Below are 17,530 nucleotides of genomic sequence, written 5' to 3' on the forward strand. Positions count from 1 at the left end.
TTAAATATATATTTCCATATGCTACTCATAGGTTATACGAGGTGTTTAAGTTGATTATTTATAAAATAATTGTATAAGTTCTTCTTCATTACTGTCTAAGCTATTGCCTTTAGCCTCTTCAAAGGTGCTAGCTTGGTAGCCTCTTTCTATTTCATTAGCCATTACCTGGTTAACTGATACTTGTTGCTCATGAGCTAAATTTCTAATGTCCACTGGTACCTTATAAATCACCAAATTATATAACTTATTATTTTGGAAGTAGTCATCTAATTCAGAAGTAATATCATCTTTTTCTTGTTTATTGTTTATATAGCTAACTCCGATTAAAACGGACTCCCTCTCCTTTAACATGGAAAGCTCAGCAGTTTTATCCAGTATTGCTGCTGTACCATTCGAGACAAAGCTTCCTTTTATATCACTTAGATTGTCCAATAAAGTTTCGGCTTCCTCGTTTAAAGCAACAATTGATTTAATATTCATATCTTCATTTAAAACTAATTCAAGACTCGGTTGTATATCAATACTAACAAAGGCATAAGTATCTTCACTAGAATTCCAAATATAAAAAGGGAGGATACACGTTAGAAGTAAAAGCAAAATAGCTGGAAGTATAAATTTTGAACTAGTTAGAAAACGATATATAATAAACCACTTTGGGTTCTTATTCTCGTAGTAGGTTTGGGCTCCTATATCAAGTTCTAATGGAATAGCTTTGTGAAATTGACCATTTTCATCCATTACAATGGTATAATTTCGTCGTTTCTCCATTATAATCCCTTTTTTCACAAATCTATCCCCCTCAAGTATTCTTTTAAATATACGTAATCTTCATTTAAGATAATAAAGATCGCTAGTATAAATTTCCGATTTCTTTCCAATGTCTTCTTACTAACATCTACTAAATTAACTAAAGACTTAATCGGCACTTTCTTCTTTGTTAATACATATTCTTTTAATTTAACATCATTAAATAATATTTTAGCAACGTTAATAGCCGATTCCCTAGCATCCTTATGCTTCGGAGAAACACGCGTTAAATCATCAAAAGATAGTTTGAATTCTTTCAATTTCATACTGAATTCCTTTATTTCTTCCCGTCTATGTGACTGGTCAAGCTCATATTCATACTTGGCTTTGGCAGCACTTACCTCTAAAGGGTTTTCTATTTGATCCCTTTGTAATAATTCATCTAATGAGGTAGCTTTTATTTTATTTTTTTCTTTTCGAATATAGTCAATAATCTTACGCTTTATCACAAGTCTAGCAAATGTTAAGAATGTGCTCCCTTTTCCTGGCATATAAGCATACATCGCTTCATTAAATGCCATAAGTCCAATACTAAACTCATCATCTTTCGTTCTACTTATATATCGCTTACAGACCTCAGATACACATTTAGCAATAAACGGCTGATAGATTTTCAGCAAGTAATTTTCAATTTCACTGTCACCATGTTTCACTAACTCAACTTGTTCTTCAATTGTAAGTAATACGCTACTAGCTTGGGATTCAATCACTCCTCTTCACCACCAGCACTATAAGTTTCGTTAGCATCTCTATTAATTTGACGGTTAGATTTATGTACTTTCTCATTATTTATCATTTAAAACGCTCCAATTTAGCTCTAGTATGGATAATCATACAGGAACATTTTGTTACTATCTATCATCTTTTGGTTACATTTTCATTAAGTTCAATAACAAAACACACTACAAAATACCCATTTATTAAAGAAATTGAAAACTATCTGTAAATTTAGAAAGTTACTTAGATTATTGTATGAATATAAAAAATAATGCTATTTTATACCATTTAAAAGCCTATGGAAACAAATCCATAGGCTTAATCTTTTGCCCTATCATGATAATAATCTATTGGTACTGCCAGGCCAATTCTGCCATGTTTTTCGTGGTTCAACGTAGCAAAAATGACAGCAATCACTTCTCCATCACTATTTATAACCGGGCTTCCGCTATTTCCACGGTAAACTGGTGCATCTAACATGAGCACTTCTTGGTCCCAATCTTTTAACTGCGTGTAGCCTAATACGTTTCCTTCATTGGCAATCCCATTAAATTTAAGAGGATTCCCAATGAAATTGATGTGCTCTTTTTCAGAAAAAGTAGTTTCTGTCGCTAGAGGCAAAAATGGTAATTTTTCCCCCTCCACTTTCAGTAAAGCGAGATCAACTTCTGGGTAAGTCTCAACTATTTTCGCGTCAAATAAGCCTTCTTCCGGAAAAGCTGCTAACGCATCCCGGGTATCATCAATGACATGATAATTTGTAATAATGTAGCCGTCGCTAGAAATTGAAAAACCAGTTCCTTTGCCCGTTTCGGTTTCAATAACCACTATCGATTCCTGGTATTCGTCTATCGCTGGGTCTGCTACCAATCGTGCTGATGTAACTAAAAATTCTAGAGCAGGAATGGAAAAGGTTTTTGGCAATATAGCAATGACATTTATAAACATTGCAATAGCTATTAACCAAAACGCCCATTTAGGAAACGGACGTTTTGGCTTCTTTTCCTCTTTCGATTTTGCAAGTGCTTTTTGTCTTTCCATTTCAATTAACTCGAATAACTCTTCATCATCGAATTCTTCATATAAATCCTCATCAATAACATCTCGATGAAATTCATCTGATTTATTCATTGCCCACCTACCTCGTTACAAAAACTTATCTAGCGGGTGTTTCTGCGTAAAGCTTATCATATTTTTTGCTAGATCTAAGATTTACCAAGCCTAACACTCCATATACTAGCCACTACTTGTCGATGCGTCGAATTCTATGATAGGTAATATATCAAAATGTGCGTAAAGTGACTAACCAAAACTCTTATTAACTAACTGACTGTACCTTTTTTCCTTGTTGCATTTGGTACATATTGTAATAAATGCCTTGTTGTTCTAGTAATTCCTGATGATTTCCCTTTTCTTTTATTATACCATGGTCCAATACAAAAATCTGGTCAGCCTTTTGAATCGTCGATAGTCGGTGGGCAATAACTAAGGTAGTCCGACCCTTTTTTAAGACTTCGAGAGCTTGTTGGATAATTGTTTCGGTCTCTGTGTCAATATTTGCTGTAGCTTCATCAAGAATTAAGATTGCTGGATCAAAGGCAAGTGCCCTTGCAAACGAAATTAGCTGACGTTCACCCATAGATAACGTACTTCCGCCCTCTTTTACTGGCTCATCATAGCCATTCGGCAATTTCTCGATAAATTGATCTGCTCCCACAGACTTTAATGCGTCAATCGCCATTTCCCGGGAAATATCTTGGTCATTCATGGTGACATTCGACAAAACCGTTCCACTGAATAGAAAGGGGTCTTGTAGAACAATGCCCATATGACTCCTAACTTGTTGTCTCGACAAATCATTAATATCTTTACCATCGATCCTAATCGACCCTTTTTGCGGATCGTAAAATCGAAACAATAAATTCATGATCGAACTTTTACCTGAACCTGTGTGACCGACAAATGCCGCAGTTTTTCCAGGTTGAATATCCATGTTTATATCTTTTAACACATATTCATCCTGATTATAAGCGAATGACACAGAATCAAATTGGACATGCCCTTTGTATCTATCAATATTTCTTTGATCAACCTTTTCTCCTTCATGGTCCATTAATTCAAAAACTCGGCTCGAAGCTACTCGTGCTTGCTCTAGTAAAGGAAGTTGGTTCACAATATCATTAACTGGGCCAAATAATCTATTTAGATAGTCGACAAATGCGTATAATACCCCTGCCGTCACAATTCCTTCTACCCCCATTGAAGCTGAACCGAAGTACCATATAAATGCCACGAACGCTAAATTTCGAAGTACCGTTACTAGGTTATGGGAAGTTAAAGCACTTAATTTTACAAGTTTTCGTTGATAAACGAAATGCCGATCATTTAGCGCTTCAAATTCATTACTTATCTGCTTCTCTTTTTGAAATGCTTGAATAATAGACATTCCTCTTATTGACTCATTTATATTCCCATTTATTTCACTGAGAGTCGAACGAACTACTTTGTTGTACTTTGTTCCATAATGTTTATATAATTTCATCCAACCATAAATGATTGGTAACAATAGTAAACAAATGGCTGCTAGTTTTGCATCTAGAAGCGTTAATGCCACAAAAATTCCCGTCATATAAAACGCACTTGTTACAAACACAGATAATACTCTTTCGTAAAGGTCACGAATTGCTTCTGTATCATTGGTGATCCTTGCAACAATTTTACCTGCTGGTTGTTCTACATAATAATTAATTGGTACTTCTTGCGTGTGATTAAATACATCATTTCGCATTTTTTGCACAATACGATTAGAGGATTGTTGTAACAGATAAGTTTTTCCAAACTGAAACAATGCGGCAACTAATAACAAGGCTACATACAGAATTAGTAAGTACAAGATTGGCTTCTGTTCTGGTTTAAAGAAATGATATAATTCAGCCAATGACATTTTTTCAACTTGTACTGTTTGACTATTTTCTGCTGTTTCAACGATCAGCATATTATCTTCTAATTTCATTTTCCCGTTAAGCGGAATCTCTTGATTTGTCCAATAATACCCTCTATTAATTTGCACAATTGTGGCGGTACCTAATGTTTCTTGATTCGAATCAATCCTGTCTTGTCTCTTATAGAAGTTATTTTCATAAGAAACCGCAGTTCCATCGTTATTATCTTCTACTTGATACCAATGATTTTCCACACCTGTAATGTGTTCATCAATAATTATCTTCGCTATAAATGGACCAGCTAACTCTAATGCAACAGCTACTACTAAACATGTTAAGCCTAATAAAATCGTCTTTTTAAAAGATAGTGCATAATCGAGAAGCCTTTTTTCTGTCGATCGTTTCATTAGGAGATCGCCTCCTGTTCCTCAAGCTGTTGTAACTTATATTGCGTACTATACCAATTACCTGTAGCAAGAAGTTCTTCATGCGTACCTTTTTCGGAGATCTTTCCATCTTCTAAAACAATGATAATATCAGCATGTTGTACTGCCGATAATCGATGGGCAGCAATAAAGGTTGTTTTCCCTTGTCGATCTTGTTTCAAATGACTGATAATCATCGATTCCGTTTTTCCATCTACTGCCGAAAGCGCATCGTCTAGCAGTAAAATTTCAGGATCTTTGATAAATGCACGTGCTAAAGCCACACGTTGCTTTTGCCCCCCTGATAAAGTCACACCACTTTCGCCTACTTTTGTATCTAACCCTTTAGATAAGTTTTTAATGTCCTGAATAAAGTGAGCTTTTTCCATTACACCGTAGATTTCGGTATCAGAGGCATTCTTTTTTCCAAACTGGATGTTTTCTCGAATCGTTTTGGAAAACATTACTTGGTCCTGTGGTACGTAACCAATCCATGATCTTGTTTTGCATAGTGGAATGGAATCAATAGGCACACCAGAGATGGTTAATGCACCTTTATTACCTGGGTATTCTCTTAGTAATTGGCGAAGTAGAGTTGTCTTTCCAGCTCCAGTTTTCCCTACAATTCCTACAGTTTGACCTCTCTGTACATTTAAATAAATGTCAGTTAAGCTATTTTGTTTCGCTTCTGGATAGGAGAAACTTAGATGGTCAAATGTAATCTGATTAGGTAACACAACATCCACTGGTTTATCCGCATCTTTGACGTCCATTGGATAATCTAACGTATCGTTAACACGATCTAAGGATGCATTACCCCTTTGCATAACATTGATTAATTCCCCTACAGCAAACATTGGCCATATTAACATCCCTAAATAGACGTTAAATGACACTAGTTCCCCTAATGTAATTAAGTTATCAAACACCAATAACGCTCCATAACCAAGGCCAATCGTATACGATAAACCGACTAGAATTTTCATCGTTGGTTCAAATAAAGCATCGATTTTAGCTACTTCGATGTTCTTTTGGTACACATTTTCTGTCATACGTTGAAACCTATCCACATCATGCTTTTCTTGAACAAATGCACGGATTACCCGAACACCACGTATGGATTCTAATACGTCATTGTTCATGTCACTAAATGCAGCCTGTGCCTTCATAAATCGTTCATGGATTGCACTTCCATATTTGTGCATGACCACTGCCATGATAGGCAGTGGTATAAGGGAAACAAGTGTTAATTTCCAACTAATGGTAATGCCCATCACAGCAATGATCATTAACATAAAGATACTAGAATCGACTAAAGTTAAAATTCCGAACCCAGTAGTCATTGAAATTGCTTTTAAATCATTTGTTGCTTTAGCCATTAAGTCACCTGTACGATATTTCCCATAAAAGGTCGGACTCATCTTTAGGAAATGATTCATTAGCCGTGAACGCATTAAACGTTCCATAATGGCTGCACCACCAAAAAGATTATAGTCCCACAAAAATGAGATAGTGTAACTTGCTACAATCAATACCCCATAGATCATGATTATCTCTACAATCCGATCAAAAGTTAAGGAATTAAATTGAATCTCATCAATTGCCATTCCAATTAACTTTGGAGGTAAGATATCGATAAAACTTGCAATAATTAATGCGATTATCGCAAACGTATATCTTTTCCAATACGTTTTAAAAAACCAGTCTAATTTTTTAAATATACTAAACATATAATCACCCGCTCCTTATAAACTTACTATCCACTATCTTTCCAATCATCATTTGTAATCCTTTTTACAGCTTGCCTAATCATATTCATTCTCCTTCCAAATTTTAGGTAATACACTTATTGACCATGTCTAGAAACGATAAATACCATCTGATCGATTAATGGACTATTTTTCTTAAACGTTACGACAAATACAAATCGATAACGGGGTATAAAATCAGAAATAAACCAATCAATCTTCCTAACTAACGAAAACATCCTCTCACCTACTCTTGTAATAAATTTACTAACTATCCGCCATCTTTCCTTTCATCCACCGCAATTTGTTTTGATAATCTTTTAGACATTTTCCATCTCTCCTTCAATTTGATTTTATATATATATAACTGGTAAACCAGTTTATATCGCCATTTACAATTTTTTCCTAAAGAAGACAAAAAAAAGCATACGCCCCTCGACGAATGCTTTTCTACATAGAAAAAGGTCACGGACTAATCGGCGTGACCTTTGGAATCAAAATATTGTGTGAAACACGTTCAAGATAAGAAATGCTAAAAAAAAGCGATAATCTTCCCTATCTTAATTGTGCTTATTAAACAACTTCCTGAAGGTCACATAATTATTTACTTTAGCTGCGAACTGTAACGATTGTAATACATGAATCTTTTTCATTTTCGTGACCTCCTCTCGTTTATTTGCGTTTTAATTATATTACTAAAAAAAGGCATAGTCAACGTAATTTTCACATTTTTGTAAATTTTGCCTATTTACAATTTTTCAGATTCAATGTTGCCATATAAATTGCAACAAATTGTTATTTGATTTATATTGAAAAATAAGAAAATTTGGTTAAGAACTACCCTAAAAAGGGTATTGTTACATAACCACTAATAGAATACATAAAAGAATGGAGTAGAGATTATTATGTTGTTAGATGACATCCTGACTTATAACGAAGAATTTGTTAGTAAAAAAGAATACGTGCCATATGAGACTGATAACCTACCGAATAAACGTGCTGTTATTTTCACTTGTATGGATACCCGTTTAATCGAACTATTACCAAAGGCATTAAATTTTAAAAACGGCGATGTGAAAATGGTTAAGAATGCCGGAGCTATTTTAACTGATCCCTATGATAGTGTCATGAAAAGTATTCTCGTTGCTGTACACGCATTACAAGCTGATGAGGTTTTTGTCATTGCCCATCACCGTTGTGGTATGAACCATTTAGATACTGACGGATTACTATCTACAATGCAAGAAAATGGAATTGATACAAAATCTATTCAATCTGTTGATAAAGATTTAAATCAATGGTTGCAAGGCTTTGATGATGTTGGAAATTCCGTAGAAAAATCCGTCGATATCATTAAAAACCATCCATTATTGCCAAACAATATTCCCGTACACGGTCTAGTCATTGATCCCGCTACCGGTGAGTTAGATCTAGTAACAAGAGGATACTAAAGAACTTAGAAAAGCAACCATCTTCTATATGAAAGGTGGTTGCTTTTCTATATACCCTATCAATACATTCACTTTTAATTTTAGATAAAACCGTAGCTCCCCCCTCTTTATGAATTGGTGCAAGTCCCAGGCATGTTAGAGCCCTCCTAATAATTAAGTCTATAAAAAATTTTTGTTGGAATAATCATTAAAATCACTAATATGCTCATTTTTTACATAATTTACTGTTATCTTCCCATAATAAAGTTGACCAATTGTGTATGGGAGGGCCATATGAGAAAACGACCATTCAGCAAAGATAAAGATATAAAATCTTTCCCAACAACTATTGAACAATTTAAGAGTATCCTTGAAAAGTACCTACAGAATAGTACAGATATATCCTTCACTCAATATGAGGTACAGGGCCAAAAAATAGCAGTCTTTTTCATTGATTATATGGTAGATAAAAACCTATTAGACGATAAACTTCTTGGTACATTGTTAGCTAGCAAAACCGATTGGGATGCTTCTTCTATACTTAATGAGGTACCTTTAGATGGAGGAAAACAACACATTAACCTAATCGAGCTTGCAACTACACTTCTCTCCGGATCAGTTGGTGTATATGTGGAGAATGAAGATCAAGCAGTATCTTTTTCTATTTCAAAACTAGAAAAAAGGCCTTTAGGTAAAGCAGAAACAGAATCCCTTGTATTAGGACCACAAGTATCCTTTACGGAGTCACTATCAACTAATCTAAACGTTATAAGGTGGCGCCTTGGGACACATGATTTAGTAACTGAGAAATTTATTATTGGGGAAAGAGGGCAATCTGAAGTTCGACTTGTCTATTTAAAATCCCTTGCGAACGACACAGATGTCCAAACAATGAGACAACGCTTAAAAGACCTGGTAGTCGATGAGGTGGAAGATGCATCTGTTTTATCACAATACATAGAAGATAATAATAGTTCCTTATTTCCACAATATTATTTAACAGAGTTACCAGACCGGCTCTGTTATGCGGTTAGTAAAGGGCGACTTGGTGTTTTGGTCGACAAAAGCCCTACAAGTATTATTGCACCGTCTACCTTTTTTAGTTTTTTTGAATCGACTGAAGATATTTATATGCGATGGAATATCGGTTCGTTCTTACGTATGCTCCGCTTCGTCGCCATGTTTATATCCTTTGTTGTGACACCTACTTACGTTGCCTGTGTGACGTTTCATTATGAAGTAATTCCAACTCCACTCTTAGCTTCACTAGGTTCATCTAGGGCACAAGTTCCCTTTCCACCTATTATAGAAGCAATGCTCTTGGAATTACTAATAGAGTTATTAAGAGAGTCTGGTGCACGTCTCCCGACAAAAGTCGGTCAGACGATCGGTATCGTGGGTGGTATTGTTCTTGGGCAAGCTGCCGTGGAAGCGGGATTAACGAGTAATGTATTAATTATTGTAGTAGCAAGTAGTTCCTTGGCATCTTTTACTGCACCTAGTTATTTAATGGGGTCTGCTATACGGGTTATTCGTTTTCCTTTAATCTTAATCGCAGGCCTAATTGGTCTTATTGGTGTGACATTAGGGTTAATCTTTTTTTTCATTCATTTGATTAGAATGACGTCTCTTGGTCGACCATATTTATTACCGGCTTATCCAGTCAATTGGAAAGACATGGATGATTCCTTTTTTCGTCTTCCTTTTTCACTTAACAACACTAGGTCAACATCATTTCGTCCTAAGGATATGAACCGATATCCAAAAAAGAAGGCAAAAAAGAAAAAAGATATAGATGAATAGGAGGTTAGGTCGATGGAAGTAAACAACGTTGTGAAACCTAACCTGCAGATACGGGCTTTCTATCTATTTTTTATAATTGTCAATATTCAAACAGGACTAGGTATCCTGGGGGCTCCACGACACATATTTCAAGAAGCTAAGCAAGACGGATGGATGTCTGTTTTAATTTGTGGGGTTCTCATGCACCTAGTTGTTTTTGCCATGTTATTTATTTTAAAAAAATATGAAAGTGCTGATTTGTTAGGGATACAAGTCGATATATTTGGAACATGGATTGGCAAGTTATTAGGAACACTTTACCTTGTTTATATTTTTGCAACACTTTTAAGTTCTTTAATCAATTATATCCAGATTGTACAAGTATTTATTTATCCGCAAATGCCTTCTTGGATGTTAGGCTCCCTATTAGTTATTCTGATTGTTTACACCGTATCAGGAGGAGTAAGGACTGCTGTAGGTATTGCCTTTGTTTTTTTCTTTTTGTCATTTTGGTTGTTTTTTTTCTTATATAAAACTGTTGGGTACATGGAATTAACGTCATTCAGACCTATACTAGAGGCTTCTCCAAGGGATTTATTACTCGGTTCTTATCAAGCTGGTTACTCTTTTATCGGGATTGAAATTCTCTTCTTTCTTTATCCATTTATAGAAGATAAAAAGAAAGTAGCCCTCCCAGCACATCTTGGAGTAGCAATGACTACTTTTTTGGTGCTTGTAGTCATGATCATTTCGATTGGTTACTTCAGTCCAACAGCACTCGAGCATATGCTTTGGCCTGTTCTTACCTTATTTAAAGTGGTCGAGTATCCCATTATCGAAAGATTTGACTTGATTGTTGTCACGCAATGGGCAATGGTTATTTTTCCAAACTTTATTCTATTCAGTTGGATAATCACGTATGGAATGAAACGTCTTTATGGGTTTACGCAACGTAAAACACTACTAGTTGTTGCGTCCCTATTATTGATTGGAATCACCTTTATTAAGAAACAATTACTCATATCTACCTTACTTGGTAGCGTTTCAAGTGCGGGCTTTTGGATTGCATTTATTTACCCGTTACTATTACTCCCCCTAGTATTGATTAAGAAGAAATTTTTTTCTAAGAAAGGGAATTCTGAATGAAAAAGGGCATTTTCAATCTACTATGTTGTACTCTTCTGATCGGGTGTGTTCCCACATATCATATCGAAGAACTTGGTGTCATTAGCGCACTCGGAATTGATTTAGTGGATGATGGAAAACTAGAGACAACATTCAACTACTTTAAGTTTGATCCAGAAAAAACTAGTCAATCAACGATAACATCAACAACCGCAAGAACGTTAAAAGGCACACAAGACCGTGGAAATTTAGAGTCCAATTTAAAACTTGTAGGCGGACAGTTACGGTTAATCATTTTTGGAAAAGAAATGGCTGAAGATGGTTTAATACGTGTTATCGATAATTTTTCAAGGGACGCTAAGTTATCAGACACGATGTACTTTTCAACAACAGATGCAACCGCAAAAGAAATTATCACTGCAGCGGATAAAAATAAAGATCTGGATGCGGAAAACTATCTGTTTGAGTTAATTGATAACAATATCAAAAGGGAAATTATTATGCGGTCATCGTTTCGTGACTTTATGCACGAATTCAATATGCCTGGAATAGATCCTGTTCTGCCTCTTATAGAATTGGAAAAAGATAAACCAATTATTAAAGACGTAGCTTTATTTCAAGATGATAAATATGTTGAAAAAGCAACACAACAAGAAGGGTTTTTCATCAAATTGCTTACAAGCAGGTTCAAGTCCGGTCAATTGGAACTTGCTATTCCAAAAGAACCATTTCAAGATTATATTAATAAGCATGCCAAAACTGACGATCAAGAGCAGATTACCGTGACACTAAGTGAAGTTAGAAGTAATAATAAGATTAAGTTAGTATCTGCTCAGGAGCTGTCCTTTAAGGTTGATATTGATATTGAAACCAGATTATTAGAAGTATCAGAAAAAGTTGCGATCAGTAATGAAGCAATTGCAAAGAGGTTTGAGAAAGAGATTGAGAAAAAGATAAATAGTAAATTAAATAATTTAACATCTAAGTTAAAGGAATTACAAGTAGATCCAATCGGTTTTGGTCAAGTTTACAATTCAACTGTTAGAGGGAAGAATTTGTCCGATGGTGAATGGAGAGACAAAATACCTGATATTCAAGTGGATTTTAATGTGACAGTTGCTATACTTCGACATGGATTAACTCAATAAACGCGGTTGTTTAGAGGAAGAATAATCAGCTACACTAAACGCTGGTCAACTTCTTCTAAACCTTCTTGCATCGAGAGTAATTGGTTATGCTTTAGAATCATTTGAATAAATGTTCGTTTACTCACTAATAATAAGATTAGTAAATTACCATTGAAGGGGTAGACTATTGTGGACGTATTTTCCGATATAATCAATACACAGAAGGAACTGAGATGGTTAAGGTGGGAGTATTGGGTAAATGAGGTATTCCTTACTTGGCAATGGCTATTTCTTATTTTCAGTGTATGTTTCACTATATTTATTTTCGTGAAGCTTGTAGATCGTACAAAACTAACGAAGGTTTTATTAGTAGGAACGTCTAGCCTTATGATTGTTACATTCTTAGATGTACTTGGTGCAGAGCTTGTTTTATGGGATTATCCGACAATGGTTGTTCCTTGGGGAAGTAGACTTATCTGTGTAGATATTATAATTTCGATTATATTTATGCTTATCTATCAATTTTTTCCTAACTGGAAAAAGTATGTGATAGCATCCTTAATCGTATCGGCAATTTTTTCATTTATATTAGAAAAAGTCGCTATCTGGATGGAGATCTATCATCCATTCGCATGGAAATCAATTTATTCTTTTCCTATTTATTGTTTACTCCTGATCACAATTAAATGGGTGGTGGACAGAGTTTACTCACTCGAAAATACTAAATAAATTACGCTACTACTTTCATTTTTATCGCTACTGTCCCCCACTTTACCTCTTCCTCTTTTGAATAGATTTCATAAGTTCCCTTGAGCATGTCTTCCATGGTCCAACCTTTACACCCTATTAAGTCAAATGGTAGATCACGATACATCTCTTCAAAAGTATCGTATTTTTGCAATTCTAGCACTTCAACCATTAAACAAGCCTTTGAGTCAGGATAGATTTGAAATGTAATGGTATCTCCAACTTTAATCTCTCTTCTCTTTCCGTCATTTAACCTAACTTCATATATTTTGTTTCCATTAATTACTTGCTGATAATATTCCTCATAAAGTCCCATTTGATGATCCATCTTGATTCATTCCCTTTTCGTCTTTTTTTCTAGAATAGTTTTAGAATACTGTAAATAAGAATAATAAGCGAATGTTTAACTAACTCTCCTTCGATTGATTTTCATACTTGCTTTTCTATTTAGTTGGTGATATTTTATAATAGTTCACCTATTGAACTATTCACTAGTCAAACTATTTGGTTGGGGTGTGATTATGAACAAAGAAAACTTAAATTTACTAGTAGATACGTACACAACAGCAATGAACGAGGTCAATCGTCGTATCAATGTGATTATGAACGAAAAGGTTCATCAGGAATTGACATCAGACCAATTTGGAACCCTTCGATTTTTACAAATGAAACAACCCTGTACGAGTTCTGATATTGCTCATGAATTCTCAATTGGAAAAAGTGCCGTAACCGCACAGATCAATCGACTTGTTGAGCGAAATTTAATTAATAGGACACGTGATGAACAGGATAGGCGGATCATTTACTTAACTTTAACCGAAGATGGGAAGAAGCTAATCAATGCTGGAACCAAAAAACTTTATGACGTACTGGGTGACATATTGTCTGAGTTCAAGGATGAAGAGATTTCCTGCTTTATTGAATCACTTGAAAAGCTTGCACGTATTATTCCTAGAAAATAAATAATTACAAAAACAGAAAAGTGTTAAGGGGGATATAAATTAATGAAGAGAGTCATACAATTTCGCTGGCCGATCTTTGTTTTATGGATCGTAGTAGCTGTCGGCTTACTATTATTTTCACCGAACCTACAAGAACTCGTTCGAGAAAAAGGCCAGATAGGGGTACCTGAAGGTTATTCTTCATCGGAAGCATCTAAATTGCTTGAACAAATGTCTGAGGACAATGATGAGAATACGATTAGCGGTGTAATGGTTTTTCATGAAAATGAGAAACTAACAGACACGCAGAAAGAAGAAGTTGCTAAAGCAATCGGTACATTAGAAGATCAACAAGAAAAACTAGAAGTATCGAACATACTTAATTTTACAGAAGATGAACGAATTGAAGAACAAGTTGTGTCAGAAGACGGAACTACTATTCTCGTACCGATGGATGTATCCATTGAGAATCGAACAATTGAGGAATCGAAAGAAGCGATCTATAATGCTGTAGAAGACGTCGAGGTTGAACACCATTTGACTGGTGAAGCCTACATTTCACATGATATTGTAATCAATTCGGAAGAAGGATTGAAAAAAACAGAGTACATTACTGTGGGATTTATCCTATTAATTTTATTTGTTGTCTTTAGATCCTTAATCGCACCATTTATCCCACTAGTGACGGTTGGGATTAGTTACTTGGCAGCACAAGGGATCGTATCGATTCTTGCAGATACAGTTAATTTTCCGTTATCAACCTTCACCCAGATCTTCATGGTCGCGGTCATGTTTGGTATCGGAACCGATTATTGTATCCTACTGATTAGTCGCTTTAAAGAAGAGTTAGCAAATTATGAGACGACTACAGAAGCAGTTATTGCTACCTATAAATCTGCTGGTAAAACAATTTTCTTTGCTGGATTAGCTGTATTAATTGGCTTTTCCACTATTGGATTATCGACCTTCTCCTTATATCAATCAGCAGTAGCAGTTGCTGTCGGTGTTGCGGTAGTATTAATTGCATTACCGACATTGGTACCGTTCTTCCTAGTCGTTCTAGGTAAGAAACTGTTCTGGCCATTTGATAAAAATGTCGAGCACAGTGAAAGCAAGCTGTGGAAATCTGTTGGATTGTTTGCATGGGCAAGACCATTAGTTGCTCTTATCATCGTACTAGCAATTGTCGTGCCTAGCTTAATCTCTTTTGATAACCAAAAATCATATAATTCTCTAGAAGAGATTGGTGATGATTACGGTTCAGTTAAAGCCTTTAACTGGTTAGCAGATAGTGTTGGACCTGGGGAAGCAATGCCAACAACTGTTGTATTTGAAACGCAGAAAAAAGTAGATAGCGCAGAACAATTCCAAGACATTGAATCAATCAGTGCTGCGTTAGAAAAAATTGATGGTGTAAAATCCGTAAGAAGTGCAACACGCCCTACCGGAGAAGTTATTGAGGACTTTACGATTAACAAGCAAACGGGACAACTTGGTAACGGTATTGGCCAAAGTGTCGATGGTATTAATGAAATCGAAAGTGGATTGAGTGAAGCTTCAGAGCAACTAAAAGACTCTGTACCACAATTAACGGAAGCAGAAAATGGCGTTACACAATTAATGGATGGTACACAACAAGCCAATAATGGAATTGGCGAAATGAAAAGTGCCTTAAGCCAGATTGAAGATGGTGTCGTCTCTAGTGCAGATGGAGTAGGACAAATTAAACAAAATCTGCAAAAATTAAAAACAGAATTACAAAAGAATCTAAGTACTGCTGTTAATGGTTACAATGAAATAGAAACTAATTTAACATCCGTTACGCAAGGGTATCAAGCTATTAATAATTTGTTGGCAGGGAACAAAGATCAGGAAATTACTGGGGTACAACAATATTTAGAAATGGCCCAACAACAGGATCCTACACTAGCTGAGAATCAAGCGTTCCAAGCTGCGTTAGGACAATTAAAAGTTGTAATAAATGGTAACGAACAACTTCCAGGATTAGCTAAATTAAATGGTAGCTTGCAAGCTATTACATCTGGTTTAGGCGAAGCAAACAAAGGAATTAGCCTCGCAGTAAGTGACAAAGGTGAGTTGATGAAAGGATTAGACCAACTTATTAACGCACTTGGTGAGTTGGAAAAAGGTTTAAATCAAGCTGCTAATGGTCAACAACAGGTTGTTAACGGCATTCCAAGTCTACAAAGTGGATTAACGCAGATTTACGGAGGCCAAGAAGAACTGAAAACTGCCTTTAGTGATATGCAAGATCAAATGACTCAGCTTACAGACGGATTAGACCAAAGTACAGACGGATTAACGCAAATATCTGATGGTTTATCAGAAGTGCAAAACTATCTAGGGGATTTTTCTAGTGAAGAAGAATCAACTGCTACTGTTCACATTCCGGAAGAAGCATTGGAAAATGAAGCATTTATGGAAGGAATAGCTCCATATTTGTCAGAGAACAAACAAATTGTGAAGTTTGAAGTCATTCTTTCAGAAAGCCCATATGCAACACAATCACTAGAAACGGTTGATAAAATTAATGATTCTGTTGATGGGGCTGTAAAAGGAACGTCGTTTGAAAATGCTAAATTTGCAATTGGTGGTATTAGTAGTACAAATAATGATTTACAGGAGATCTCCGATGCTGATTACTCTCGAACAGTTGTCTTAATGTTAGCTGGAATCTTTGTTATCTTAGTAATCCTGCTACGTTCTATTATTATGCCACTCTATTTAATTGGATCGTTAGTATTAACTTACTTTACAGCAATGGGTATTTCAGAATTTATTTTCGTAAATATCCTAGATTATGAAGGGATTAGTTGGGCTGTTAGCTTCTTTGCCTTTGTTATTCTCGTCGCGTTGGGAATTGACTATAGTATTTTCTTGATGGACCGTTTTAATGAAAATTCTAATATGTCCATTAAAGATGCATTGATCCATGCTATGAAGAATATGGGAACAGTTATTATCTCTGCTGCTGTCATTCTTGGGGGTACGTTCGCTGCAATGATGCCTTCTGGTGTTATGTCCTTACTCCAAATAGCAACAGTAGTCTTAACAGGTTTGTTCCTATATGGATTAATCATGCTACCTCTATTTGTACCAATTATGGTCAAACTATTTGGCAAAGCTAACTGGTGGCCGTTTATTAGAAAACAAGACTAGCAAGTAAAAACTGCTTGAGGATTTATACCTCAAGCAGTTTTTGTGTTTATTTAGAAGTATTGATCATTCGCAATGGAGATAAAATCACTAGCAACTTATAAGAACCTTTTGATGTGTGCTTGAACTCGTTCCGGCAGAATACTCCGCTTTCCGTGGGCACGGCCTCAAGCCTTCCCGTGACGCAAAGAATGCTCTTCCGGGATCTTCGGACTCGTGCTGCTCCCACAGGACAAGGAAGGCTTCGACAGCATTGACATCGCACGAAGAAAATTGGGTTGTATTTTCGAGGAGTCTCCGTATTCTGCCTACACTATGATATATTTCTAACTCTTTAGAACATTAACGACTAACCGTCCAACTAAAGAGCTTAATTCTAAGGACTGTTACTCCAATAATTTTTCCACCTTTGTTGTTGATTGGAGCGGAGGGCAGTTGACTCCTGTGGGAAAAGCAACAGGTGAAGACCCCACAGGATGCACCTGCGTCTACTAGAAACGCTTCGCAGCACGCTTCCTCGGTGCAAGGGCGCAAAGAAGCGGATTCAAGTAGTTCCCTGGCT

At 35.8% G+C, this 17,530-nt stretch carries 14 protein-coding genes; 7 read left to right on the top strand and 7 right to left on the bottom strand.

Going from position 1 to position 17,530, the window contains the following annotated elements; all coding sequences use genetic code 11:
- Nucleotides 1-54: 54 nt before the first annotated feature.
- The 6 genes from H7K77_RS16420 to H7K77_RS16445 form a co-directional block, all read right to left on the bottom strand.
- Nucleotides 55-786 (bottom strand): anti-sigma-I factor RsgI family protein, encoded by a 732-nt coding sequence (locus H7K77_RS16420; RefSeq protein ID WP_186579308.1) that lies wholly within the window; start codon nt 784-786, stop codon nt 55-57.
- A complete protein-coding gene (gene sigI / locus H7K77_RS16425; RefSeq protein WP_186579310.1) occupies nt 783-1,517 on the bottom strand; it encodes an RNA polymerase sigma-I factor in 735 nt (244 codons plus the stop codon). The genes H7K77_RS16420 and sigI overlap by 4 nt, the downstream gene beginning before the upstream one ends.
- 325 nt (nt 1,518-1,842) lie before the next feature.
- The gene (locus H7K77_RS16430) at nt 1,843-2,655 is read right to left on the bottom strand and encodes a S1C family serine protease (protein ID WP_186579312.1); all 813 of its coding nucleotides are present in this window, start codon (nt 2,653-2,655) and stop codon (nt 1,843-1,845) included.
- 187 nt (nt 2,656-2,842) lie between these two features.
- Nucleotides 2,843-4,873 (bottom strand): ABC transporter ATP-binding protein, encoded by a 2,031-nt coding sequence (locus H7K77_RS16435; protein ID WP_186579314.1) that lies wholly within the window; start codon nt 4,871-4,873, stop codon nt 2,843-2,845.
- Nucleotides 4,873-6,621, bottom strand: coding sequence for an ABC transporter ATP-binding protein (locus H7K77_RS16440; RefSeq protein ID WP_186579315.1), 1,749 nt, complete (start codon nt 6,619-6,621; stop codon nt 4,873-4,875). The genes H7K77_RS16435 and H7K77_RS16440 overlap by 1 nt, the downstream gene beginning before the upstream one ends.
- Before the next feature lie 116 nt (nt 6,622-6,737).
- A complete protein-coding gene (locus tag H7K77_RS16445; protein ID WP_186579317.1) occupies nt 6,738-6,878 on the bottom strand; it encodes a hypothetical protein in 141 nt (46 codons plus the stop codon).
- Nucleotides 6,879-7,544: 666 nt separating this feature from the next.
- Between H7K77_RS16445 and H7K77_RS16450 the strand changes: the two genes are divergently transcribed.
- From H7K77_RS16450 to H7K77_RS16470, 5 genes are all read left to right on the top strand, one after another.
- Nucleotides 7,545-8,090 carry a beta-class carbonic anhydrase gene (locus H7K77_RS16450; protein WP_222599411.1) on the top strand — a complete coding sequence of 182 codons (546 nt, stop codon included), beginning with the start codon at nt 7,545-7,547 and terminating at the stop codon, nt 8,088-8,090.
- A 273-nt stretch (nt 8,091-8,363) separates the two neighbouring features.
- The gene (locus tag H7K77_RS16455; protein ID WP_186579318.1) at nt 8,364-9,872 is read left to right on the top strand and encodes a spore germination protein; all 1,509 of its coding nucleotides are present in this window, start codon (nt 8,364-8,366) and stop codon (nt 9,870-9,872) included.
- 12 nt (nt 9,873-9,884) lie between these two features.
- Nucleotides 9,885-10,997: a GerAB/ArcD/ProY family transporter gene (locus H7K77_RS16460; RefSeq protein WP_186579320.1), complete on the top strand. Its 1,113-nt coding sequence runs from the start codon at nt 9,885-9,887 to the stop codon at nt 10,995-10,997.
- Nucleotides 10,994-12,124, top strand: coding sequence for a Ger(x)C family spore germination protein (locus tag H7K77_RS16465; RefSeq protein ID WP_186579322.1), 1,131 nt, complete (start codon nt 10,994-10,996; stop codon nt 12,122-12,124). Before H7K77_RS16460 ends, H7K77_RS16465 begins: the two co-directional genes overlap by 4 nt.
- A gap of 168 nt (nt 12,125-12,292) precedes the next feature.
- Nucleotides 12,293-12,832, top strand: coding sequence for a CBO0543 family protein (locus H7K77_RS16470; RefSeq protein WP_186579324.1), 540 nt, complete (start codon nt 12,293-12,295; stop codon nt 12,830-12,832).
- Nucleotide 12,833: 1 nt separating this feature from the next.
- Here H7K77_RS16470 and H7K77_RS16475 read toward each other — a convergent pair whose 3' ends face one another.
- A complete protein-coding gene (locus H7K77_RS16475) occupies nt 12,834-13,178 on the bottom strand; it encodes an ASCH domain-containing protein (RefSeq protein ID WP_222599412.1) in 345 nt (114 codons plus the stop codon).
- Nucleotides 13,179-13,329: 151 nt separating this feature from the next.
- Between H7K77_RS16475 and H7K77_RS16480 the strand changes: the two genes are divergently transcribed.
- Nucleotides 13,330-13,812: a MarR family winged helix-turn-helix transcriptional regulator gene (locus H7K77_RS16480; protein WP_235988966.1), complete on the top strand. Its 483-nt coding sequence runs from the start codon at nt 13,330-13,332 to the stop codon at nt 13,810-13,812.
- 42 nt (nt 13,813-13,854) lie between these two features.
- A complete protein-coding gene (locus H7K77_RS16485) occupies nt 13,855-16,971 on the top strand; it encodes an MMPL family transporter (protein ID WP_186579328.1) in 3,117 nt (1,038 codons plus the stop codon).
- The last annotated feature ends 559 nt before the right edge of the window (nt 16,972-17,530 follow it).

Source organism: Aquibacillus kalidii, assembly GCF_014280935.1.
In the GTDB taxonomy this organism is placed as follows: domain Bacteria; phylum Bacillota; class Bacilli; order Bacillales; family Amphibacillaceae; genus Aquibacillus_D; species Aquibacillus_D kalidii.

What these genes read in the sequence shown, in the direction of transcription:
- H7K77_RS16445 (WP_186579317.1), bottom strand. Translation starts at nt 6,878, where the DNA reads ATGTTTTCGTTAGTTAGGAAGATTGATTGGTTTATTTCTGATTTTATA.
- H7K77_RS16475 (WP_222599412.1), bottom strand. Translation starts at nt 13,178, where the DNA reads ATGGATCATCAAATGGGACTTTATGAGGAATATTATCAGCAAGTAATT.
- H7K77_RS16435 (WP_186579314.1), bottom strand. Translation starts at nt 4,873, where the DNA reads ATGAAACGATCGACAGAAAAAAGGCTTCTCGATTATGCACTATCTTTT.
- H7K77_RS16455 (WP_186579318.1), top strand. Translation starts at nt 8,364, where the DNA reads ATGAGAAAACGACCATTCAGCAAAGATAAAGATATAAAATCTTTCCCA.
- H7K77_RS16460 (WP_186579320.1), top strand. Translation starts at nt 9,885, where the DNA reads ATGGAAGTAAACAACGTTGTGAAACCTAACCTGCAGATACGGGCTTTC.
- H7K77_RS16465 (WP_186579322.1), top strand. Translation starts at nt 10,994, where the DNA reads ATGAAAAAGGGCATTTTCAATCTACTATGTTGTACTCTTCTGATCGGG.
- H7K77_RS16485 (WP_186579328.1), top strand. Translation starts at nt 13,855, where the DNA reads ATGAAGAGAGTCATACAATTTCGCTGGCCGATCTTTGTTTTATGGATC.
- H7K77_RS16430 (WP_186579312.1), bottom strand. Translation starts at nt 2,655, where the DNA reads ATGAATAAATCAGATGAATTTCATCGAGATGTTATTGATGAGGATTTA.
- H7K77_RS16440 (WP_186579315.1), bottom strand. Translation starts at nt 6,621, where the DNA reads ATGTTTAGTATATTTAAAAAATTAGACTGGTTTTTTAAAACGTATTGG.
- H7K77_RS16450 (WP_222599411.1), top strand. Translation starts at nt 7,545, where the DNA reads ATGTTGTTAGATGACATCCTGACTTATAACGAAGAATTTGTTAGTAAA.